This is a genomic window from Neobacillus cucumis, from assembly GCF_023715505.1.
Genome location: NZ_JAMBOH010000010.1, coordinates 200,310 through 209,477 on the forward strand (window position 1 = coordinate 200,310; position 9,168 = coordinate 209,477).

Here is a 9,168-nt window from a genome sequence, read left to right on the forward strand (position 1 = left end):
GCAGCCATGGCTGCTTTTTCTATTAGTCCCGTTTTTTAATTTAGAGTGCTGCCCTTATGACTTTTTTATAATAGAGTATAGATAGAATTCCAAAGATGGAGTATAGGGCGGTATAGAGGACCATAACTAGAATCATCGGGGGCCATACTTCGGCTCCAAAAAGAAACCAGCCCGATTGGACGGCAAAATAACTGTGAAGCAGCCCAACCACTAACGGAATTCCAAAGTTAAACAGCTGCTTAGCTTGAATTCCCTTCAACAAATCGCCTTCCGTGAAACCAAGCTTACGTAAGATCGTATAATTCGGCTTCTCCTCTTCACTCTCACCCATTTGTTTAAAATACAGAATACAGCCCGACGTGATCAGAAATGTTAGTCCTAAAAAGCCAACAATAAACATAATCAATCCCATCATTTCTTTCTGAGTATTACTGATCTCCAAACGAGAAGAATAAAGGTCATTCTTGTTAAAGGACAAGTCTTGATAAACCTGGTTGGCCTTTTCGAGCTGACTTTCATCCTTCAACGTAAACCCAACAAAAAGAGACGTCTTCTTTTGAATAGAAGGATTTACATCCTTCTTCAAGCGTTCAAAAACAGAATCGTCCACAATCGCAATCGGCTGACCGCCGTTCGTAAAATATCCTGAAATCACAAAATCCTTTTTTAAACCTAAGTATCGGAGCGGAATTGTTTCAGTTTGCCCCTTTAATTCGACTCTACCGCTCTCTTTTAAATTCATAAACTTCTGAAGTAAATCATTATAACCGGTAAAAATCGTCTCGTCTGCGGCCACATCGGTATTTTTCAAAACCCGTTCACTAATCATCGGAAGAGGCAGTGCACTAGGGTCTACCATTACACCTTCAAGGTTTGTATCCAAAATGTTCTTAAGATTGGCGGACACCTGGAGTACCTCAATCCTCTTTTCGTCGAAATCAATTTCCTTAGCAGCCAATGCATCCTTAAATTTATCGGCATCTTCTGCATTGGTAATGGCGAAATCGCCCGCAGTCTGGTTTTTAGCCATCTTTTCGGCAGAATAATAGGAGATATAGCTCAACGACAATAGCCCTATCGCAAGAGCGGATAATGTTGTAATAACCGTTAGTAACAGGGCATTTGATTTCATTCGAAACATAATCGATGACAAGGATAATACCTGATTGATTGTTAAATAGCCATCCTTCTTTTTCCGAATGATATTAAAAATAAAACTAACCGATCCTTTATAAAACAAGTAGGTGCCGATAATGACAGAACCCAAAATATAAGTCATTGCCAAAAACAGTTCTGTCATCGTGGTAAAATCACCGCTAAATAACTTCGATGAAATATAGTAGCCGGAAATAATCGCAAGCAATCCCAAAATCCCCATGAGTATTTCCCATATAGACATTTTTTTCACTTTCTCCTCCGTCGAGGAAACAACTCTAAAGAGAGAGAGAATGCTCTGCCTCTTTATAAAAAGATAATTCATCAGCATAATTAGGATATAGATGACACTAAAAACAATTAAAGTCTGGACCAAAGCCTGCGATGAAAAATGCAAGCGGGCAATTGCATCCACCTTGGTAATTTTAAATAAAATCATAATAATTAACCGGGAGACGGAAAAACCGATAAAGATCCCCACCACCAACGAACCAAAGTAGAGAATAAAATTCTCGGTGCTTAGGAGGTTGAAAATCCGAGTTTTTGTCATTCCAATTAATTGAAATAAACCAATTTCCTTGCTCCGCCGCTTAATAAAGATATTATTGGCATACAGCAAAAAGATGGAGACAATGGCCACAAGGAGAACACTTGCTGTACGGATGGCTGCTGCTCCTTTAAGGGTATCCTTCGTTTCATCCATCGCCGGGTCATATTGCAGCGTGACAAATGAAAAATAAAGGGCAACGCTAAAGATGAGCGCAAACACGTAGAGATAGTAGTTTTTAAGATTTTTTTTCAAGTTTCGAAAAATAAGCTGATTAACGCTCATATGGCACACCGCCTAGCACGCCTTGAGTTTTCATGATATCCTTAAAAAACTCTTGCCGGGATTGCTCCCCTTTATTTAACTGAGTATAAATCTGACCGTCTTTTATAAATATCACTCTGCTGCTAAAACTAGCTGCCACAGGGTCGTGTGTCACCATCACAATCGTGGCAGTCCGGTTTCGATTTAATTCACTAAGTTTGTTTAATAAATCGGATGCAGATTTCGAGTCGAGCGCCCCAGTGGGTTCATCCGCGAAAATAATACTTGGTTCATGAATGAACGCTCTTGCTGCTGACGTCCGCTGTTTTTGTCCGCCGGAGATCTCATTTGGGTACTTATGCTCAATCTGCTCTATCCCTAACTCCGTTGCAACCCGATTGAACCTCTCATCTGCATCTCTTTTAGAAACCTTAGTAATCGATAATGGTAATAGAATATTTTCTTTGACAGTTAACGTATCTAAAAGATTATAATCTTGAAAAATAAACCCAAGATGCTGCTTGCGAAACTCAGCGAGCTGCTTTTCTTTCATAGCTGTCATATCTTTGTCTTCAATCGTAATAGTCCCGCCGCTGACCTTATCAATCGAGGAGAGCACATTGAGAAGTGTTGTTTTCCCGGACCCGGAGGCCCCCATGATACTCACGAAGTCCCCTTTTTCAACGGTAATATCAATCCCTTTTAAAACCTCTTGTTTATTCAGCTTGTTACCATAGCTCTTATGAATTTTTTTGGCTGCTAAAATACTCATACGAACACGCTCCTTTATTTGATAATCCAATTATAAAATTTGCCGGTTGACTTCTCCTTCGATTAGCCGAACAAAACAGCAAAGCATGTGACATTTTTGTCACATGCCTGAAATCGCGCCGAACTCATTTTTTCGTGGAAAGGTTAACGTGAACGTGGTCCCAACGCCGGGGGCTGATAGGACATCGATATGAATCAATAAAGACTCAGAAATTTTCTTGGTTAAATATAAACCCATGCCTGTAGAGGCGTTGTCATGGTGAACGGTTGTTGAGGTAAAGCCTTTATCGAAAATGCGCGGCAGGTCTTTTTTGTCCATGCCGCGCCCAAAATCCTGAACCATCAGCTTAGTTCGGTCATCTTCCATAAAACTTCGTATAACAATATCCGATGCCGAGCTGTATTTCACTGCGTTTGTTAACAGCTGGCGAATAATAAAAGCCAGCCACTTAGCATCGGTTAAGACAGAAGCTGCTTCTAATTCGACTTCAAATCCGATCCCTTTTTGCATACACCAGGATTGCAACGTTTTAATCTCCTTAAAAAGTAAGACTTTCAGATCAGTCTTTTCTATATATAAATCATTCTCCATAAAGGGCAGGCGCTTTTGATGAAGTTGTGAATCCAGCAGCAGATGGATTCGCAGCCATTCTAGAGATAACTGTGCTTTTAATGGACTATCATCTAAACGGTCAATCATTAGATGCATTGCTGTCAAAGGTGTTTTGACTTCATGAATCCAAGATAAAAGCTCATCTTTTTCCTGCTCCACAGACACCAAATTATTCGAAACCGTTTGTTTTAGCAACTCTGTTTGGTTCACAATACTTTCCTCAATTATTTTTTCAAACGGACTTTCCGCCCCGGCCATATTAGTTAAATCGAGACTGTTTTCCCATTCCGATAAAGAAGCATAAAATTTCGTTTCCTTATGGGAGCGAAAGCACAAAAAAATCACAAAAATAAGCGTCGATAAAAAAACAATATAGAGAAGGGGGGTAAAGTTTATGGCGGAATCAATATAGCCTGTAAAAAGGACTAGTAACTGTAAACAGAAAAAAAGAACAATCCAGCTCCGTCTTTCTTTTAAAAAGGTTTTAATCATCATGTTTGCGCCTTTTCACATGCCATGTATCCTTGGCCAACCTTTGTTTCAATAAATCGTCCGAGATTAAGCTCGTCCAGCTTTTTTCGCAGCCGGTTAAGATTGACAGTTAAAGTGTTATCACTGACAAACCGCTCATCCTCCCACAAGCTTTTAATTAACTCTTCTCGGCTGACAATTTTATTTTTTTGTTCAATCAGCTTCTTTAAAATAAACATCTCGTTTTTTGTGAGCTCTACCGTCCCTGCCGCGTTGCTGACCGTGTTTTTTTCGACATCGATCGTTGCTGCCTGCCAGGTTTTCAGGGTTATTTTTTCATGATTGTAATTATAAACACGGCGAAGGGTCGCTTGAATTTTGGCAATCAACACATCAAAATGGAACGGTTTTTGGATGAAATCATCCGCACCAAGCTGCATGGACATTACCATGTCTGTCGGATGGTCGCGTGAAGAGAGAAATAAAATCGGAACATTCGAATGGGATCGAATCATCCGGCACCAATGAAAACCATCAAATTTTGGCAGCTGAATATCGATAATCACTAAATCGGGTTTAACACTCGTAAACTCTTGCATCACCTGACTGAAATCACTAATCCCATACACATCATAAGACCAGCCCATAAGCCGGTCCTTTATTTCATTAAAAAGCGTTAGATCATCTTCAATTAATAATAGCTTAAACAAAAGTATCACCGCCGCACTCTAAATATCTTACGCTAATTGTATAATATATCCTTTTTTCGTGCTATAAGTGGTGCCTGACACCATTAGCGACATAAACACTATCCTAAACCATTTATTGGTGTCAGGCACCTTTTTACCTTTTTAATTTTTATTAAGGATAAGTTAAGGGACGCACATGATAATAGGCTCATGAAATAAAAAAATGCTTGGAGCGGGTCCGGGCTGTTCCATAATAAAAGGAGTTTAGATAAATGAAGAAGTGGATTTGGATATTGATAAGTGTACTAGTTGTTGGGTATGTCGGCTATCAATGGTTTCACTCCAAAAGCAGTGCTAGTACAAGCACTACAACGCAGGTTCGAACGGCTAACGTGCAAAAAGGTAAGTTAGAAGTAACAATTAGTGGTTCTGGAACAGTTGAACCAGTAACCACCGAGGATATTAAAGCAACAGAGGACAATAACGAAATTGATGAGGTTTTAGTATCTGCTGGCGACACGGTGAGCGCCGGAGACGAATTAGTAACCTTTACGGATGATAGCGATCCAATTACTGCGCCAACTAGTGGAACCATTACTGCGGTTTCTGTTGCTTCAGGCGATCGAATTAACAAGGGTATGGTCGTTGCTCATCTTACCAATTACAACGATTTACAAACAGTTGTTTCGATAGATGAATTAGATATACCTAAAGTAAAAGTGGGTCAAACAGTAACTTTAACAGTAAGTGCTTACCCAGATGCGACATATACAGGGAAAGTTACCGCTGTTGCAGAGGAAGGAACCTCATCAAGTGGTTCATCCACCTTTAATGTAACCATTCATATTGATAAACCAACCAACCTAAAAGTAGGGATGAGTACATCAGCTACTATCTTAACTGCTAGCAAGACGGATGCATTATATGTTCCTGTAGATGCGATCTATACAAACGACAATAAAGAAAAATATGTGATTATTACTTCAGCCAATGGCAGCACCGACAGTTCTTCTGGAACTACCAGTGAACAAAAAACGGTTAAAACAGGTATTGAAACAGACGAATATGTGGAAATCACAGAAGGAGTTACCGAAGGCCAAACGGTACAGTTACCAGAGCTGACTTCAAACAGCTCGTCTACTAATCAAGGCGGTATGATGCAAGGTCAAGGTATGGGTCGAAACTTTGATGGTCAGGACATGGCGCCGCCAAGTGGCGGACAAGGTACAACAAGCGGAAAGACAGGCAACTAAAATAATTATAAAAAGGAGAATATTATTATGAAAAAAACACGACAAGCACACTTATGGATTGGGTTAATTTGTTCTATATTTATTCTAATGGAGTCAATTACAGGGCTGCTCATGAATGAGCCATGGCTGATCGGTCAGTCACAGACAGAAGGCGGAGCTAATTTTAAACAAGGTATGATGATTCCGCAACAAAGCACCACTGCAAATAATACTAGCCAAACAACTGGCCAGACAGCACAGTCCGGGACGGCCACTCAATCTAATGGTACTACAAATAACCAAACGGCAGCTAACACACAAGGTACTACAAATGGACAGGTTCCTGCGATGGGAGGAAGAGGCGGTGAAGGTTCACAATCAAGTTCACTTATGAGTATTGTTAGAGGTCTGCACGAAGGAAGAATCGGAACTGCCGATATCACTTGGCTAATTGACCTAACAGCCATCGCCATGATTTTCTTAACTGGATCAGGAATTTTCCTATCCATGAAGGTACTTGCGGCAGGTAGAAAAAGAAAAAGATTAAAAGCGGAAAGAGAAATTGCATAAGAATTCCATTAAGAGAGTTCCATACTTAGTTGTGGGGCTCTCTTTTTGTTTTTCAAAAAAGTAAATTAATAACTACTTTTCACCGAGTTTTCGCTAAACAGGACTACACTACAGTCATCAGAGCGATCTTAGTTAGTTAAATAGATATGGAATAATTCCAAAGCTCCCTCCAGACATCAATTTATTAATACTTCAATGAAAGTTCACATAAACCTAAAAGATCTTAATAAAGCAAACCGATGGTTTAGGAAAATAATTTTTCAAAAAGAGGAAGCACACCAGAGGTCAGCTTGGGTACTTCTTTTTTCTTTTAAGACAAACTTAAGAATTCATCTTTAGGATACTTATAGACAAATGTAGAAAAAAAGGAGCATGTTAAATATGAATGTGCTATTAGCAGAAGATGATCATCGCCTTGGTGACTTAATGGTATATATGTTGAAAAAGAAAGGTAATTGCAATGTTGAATGGGTAAAGGAAGGGGATGACGCCTTCTATTACGCAACATCTGCCCACTATGATGTGATCATTATGGATTGGATGATGCCGAATGGCGATGGTGTGGGTGTTTGCAGGAAGTTACGTAAACAAGGATATTCAGGGGCCATCCTGATGTTAACGGCAAAAGACACCGTCCAAGATAGGATCGAAGGTCTTGATTCTGGCGCAGATGATTATCTGGTTAAACCGTTTGAAATAGATGAGCTGATGGCTAGACTGCGTGCATTATCTCGCCGGAATTTTGCACCTATTGTTGAGGATGAAACAGAAATAAACGGACTGATCCTAAATAGGGCAAGTCATTCGATACGTGTTGGTGAGACTGATATTCAGTTTAGTCCCCGTGAATTTCAGCTCTTAGATTTATTGGTGCAAAATAAAGGACAAGTACTGCCGCGTGAACTTATTTATGAGCGCGTATGGGGTCTCGATACCGATGTAACGATGAAGACAATTGATGCGACGGTTAAATTAATCCGCAAAAAACTATCCTTAATTAATAAGCAAGATAAACTTCAAAGTATCAGAGGGGTGGGGTATAAATTTGAAACATAAATTTTTTTCATTTATAGGCCCGCTTTTCAATCGGTTCGAAAAAGATGTTTTTAATAGTACACAAAATCGGCTGACCCGCAATTTTAGTGGACTTCTTATGCTTTTTCTCTTTCTTTTTGTCTTAATTGTTTATTTGGTTCTCTATTTTGTTATCCTCAATACACAGGAGAGGGAACTGGAGACCTTAGTCGCGCAGGAAGCAAATTACATTGAAAACTTGTTGGGTAACAATGGCCAAAGTGGCCTAAGAGAAATCCAAAATCAAGAAGTGATTTTTTCTGGAGTCAATCAATCCTTTTACTATGTACTCAATACTAACGGAGAAGTAGTCTTAGGCAGCGAGACCAATCCTCGGTTACGCCCTGAATTCCTCTCCCTTCTCAATAAACATATAACCAATCATCAGGAAATACAGACGGAAATGATCAGCTTGAATGATAAATTAAGAAAAGGCAGAGGAGAATTCCGTACGCCTGACGAAAATCAAAATATTCATATGATGATTGCCAGTCATGAAGTTTATTATAAAGGTCAATATATGGGACAAATCTATATAGGCAAAGACGTCTCATTTGCTTATCGCTTATTTCACTGGATCTTGGTTATTCTGATCGTGTTAGGGATTGTTTTTGTGGGAGTTGCCATATATATTAGCTTGCGCATGTCTAAACGAGCGATGGTTCCGATTAGAGCGGCTTTTAGGAGGCAGCGTGAATTTGTTGGCGATGCATCACATGAATTACGGACGCCTTTAAGTGTCTTATTATCGTCTGTGGATGCGATGGATATGACCGTTGAAAAAGATGAAATGTCAGCGAAGTTACTTGCCAATATGAGGGAAGAAGTTAAGCGGATGACGAACTTGGTCAGTGATCTCTTAACCCTCGCACGTTCTGATTCGAATACAATCGAGCTTAAAACTGAAGTTTTTGATTTAAGACCCCTTTCTGAAAAAGCGATTGAGTCATTAAAACCGATTGCTGCTTCCAAGCAGATTCAGTTTGATTTATCTGCGCCAACCGACTTTATTGTGTTAGGAGATCCCCAGAGGTTATCTCAGCTAATTTATCTCCTTTTGGACAATGCAATCAAATATACGCCTGATGGCGGGGAAGTGAAGCTTACCCTTTTAAAAGAAGGGAGCGAATTAGGGATTTTCGTTCAAGATACGGGAATTGGGATTAAGAAAGAGGACTATCAACGAATTTTTGAGCGTTTTTATCGAACGGACAAATCTCGCTCCCGCCAAATTGGGGGACATGGATTAGGACTTTCCATTGCGAAATGGATTGTGGAAACCCATAAAGGAACCATTCAAGTATCTAGTCAAATAGGAAAGGGAAGTACATTTATCGTCAAGCTGCCTGATTACATTTCGTAAATCAGGCTTACTTTTTAAAAAAATTGTTTAATAGAGGTTGACTTCGTTTGTTTATGATAGTAATATAGTAATCCTGATGAGGGAATGCTTGATAGGCAAACTGCTCATTGAAAAAATATTATTCGATGTTGTTGACAAGGTTAAACAAATCTGATAATATTAATTCTCGTTGAACAGATGAAAAAATATTTTAAAATAATATTTGACACCCTGGGTAACGAAGTGGTATAATTTTATTCTGTCACTAATTGTTCTTTGAAAACTAAACAAACAAAAACGTCAACAAACAATAAATATTAGTTTCTATTTGAAACTAAGCCAACGTAACAAAATGAGCTAATCAACTTTCATGGAGAGTTTGATCCTGGCTCAGGACGAACGCTGGCGGCGTGCCTAATACATGCAAGTCGAGCGAATCT

8 protein-coding genes and 1 rRNA gene are annotated in these 9,168 nt (G+C 39.4%); 5 read left to right on the top strand and 4 right to left on the bottom strand.

Features of this window, described 5'->3' with window-relative positions; translation table 11 throughout:
* Positions 1–40 precede the first annotated feature (40 nt).
* The 4 genes from M3226_RS16415 to M3226_RS16430 form a co-directional block, all read right to left on the bottom strand.
* Entirely contained in the window at positions 41–1,987 is a 1,947-nt protein-coding gene (locus M3226_RS16415; protein WP_251566907.1) for an ABC transporter permease, read from the bottom strand.
* Positions 1,977–2,738, bottom strand: coding sequence for an ABC transporter ATP-binding protein (locus tag M3226_RS16420; protein ID WP_251566908.1), 762 nt, complete (start codon positions 2,736–2,738; stop codon positions 1,977–1,979). Before M3226_RS16420 ends, M3226_RS16415 begins: the two co-directional genes overlap by 11 nt.
* Before the next feature lie 99 nt (positions 2,739–2,837).
* Positions 2,838–3,842, bottom strand: a complete 1,005-nt coding sequence (locus tag M3226_RS16425) for a sensor histidine kinase (protein WP_251566927.1) — start codon at positions 3,840–3,842, stop codon at positions 2,838–2,840.
* A complete protein-coding gene (locus M3226_RS16430; RefSeq protein WP_251566909.1) occupies positions 3,842–4,531 on the bottom strand; it encodes a response regulator transcription factor in 690 nt (229 codons plus the stop codon). Before M3226_RS16430 ends, M3226_RS16425 begins: the two co-directional genes overlap by 1 nt.
* Before the next feature lie 251 nt (positions 4,532–4,782).
* On the opposite strand from M3226_RS16430, the gene M3226_RS16435 reads away from it, so the two are divergent.
* From M3226_RS16435 to M3226_RS16455, 5 genes are all read left to right on the top strand, one after another.
* Positions 4,783–5,763 carry an efflux RND transporter periplasmic adaptor subunit gene (locus M3226_RS16435; protein ID WP_251566910.1) on the top strand — a complete coding sequence of 327 codons (981 nt, stop codon included), beginning with the start codon at positions 4,783–4,785 and terminating at the stop codon, positions 5,761–5,763.
* Between the two features lie 27 nt (positions 5,764–5,790).
* Positions 5,791–6,312 carry a PepSY-associated TM helix domain-containing protein gene (locus tag M3226_RS16440; RefSeq protein ID WP_251566911.1) on the top strand — a complete coding sequence of 174 codons (522 nt, stop codon included), beginning with the start codon at positions 5,791–5,793 and terminating at the stop codon, positions 6,310–6,312.
* Positions 6,313–6,693: 381 nt separating this feature from the next.
* Entirely contained in the window at positions 6,694–7,368 is a 675-nt protein-coding gene (locus tag M3226_RS16445; RefSeq protein ID WP_251566912.1) for a response regulator transcription factor, read from the top strand.
* Positions 7,358–8,749 carry a sensor histidine kinase gene (locus tag M3226_RS16450; RefSeq protein WP_251566913.1) on the top strand — a complete coding sequence of 464 codons (1,392 nt, stop codon included), beginning with the start codon at positions 7,358–7,360 and terminating at the stop codon, positions 8,747–8,749. Before M3226_RS16445 ends, M3226_RS16450 begins: the two co-directional genes overlap by 11 nt.
* A gap of 346 nt (positions 8,750–9,095) precedes the next feature.
* A 16S ribosomal RNA gene (locus M3226_RS16455) occupies positions 9,096–9,168 on the top strand; the annotation flags it as partial.

Bases quoted from the DNA above. Each gene is read 5' to 3' on its own strand.
- M3226_RS16415 (WP_251566907.1), bottom strand. From the start codon at position 1,987: ATGAGCGTTAATCAGCTTATTTTTCGAAACTTGAAAAAAAATCTTAAA.
- M3226_RS16420 (WP_251566908.1), bottom strand. From the start codon at position 2,738: ATGAGTATTTTAGCAGCCAAAAAAATTCATAAGAGCTATGGTAACAAG.
- M3226_RS16425 (WP_251566927.1), bottom strand. From the start codon at position 3,842: ATGATTAAAACCTTTTTAAAAGAAAGACGGAGCTGGATTGTTCTTTTT.
- M3226_RS16435 (WP_251566910.1), top strand. From the start codon at position 4,783: ATGAAGAAGTGGATTTGGATATTGATAAGTGTACTAGTTGTTGGGTAT.
- M3226_RS16440 (WP_251566911.1), top strand. From the start codon at position 5,791: ATGAAAAAAACACGACAAGCACACTTATGGATTGGGTTAATTTGTTCT.
- M3226_RS16445 (WP_251566912.1), top strand. From the start codon at position 6,694: ATGAATGTGCTATTAGCAGAAGATGATCATCGCCTTGGTGACTTAATG.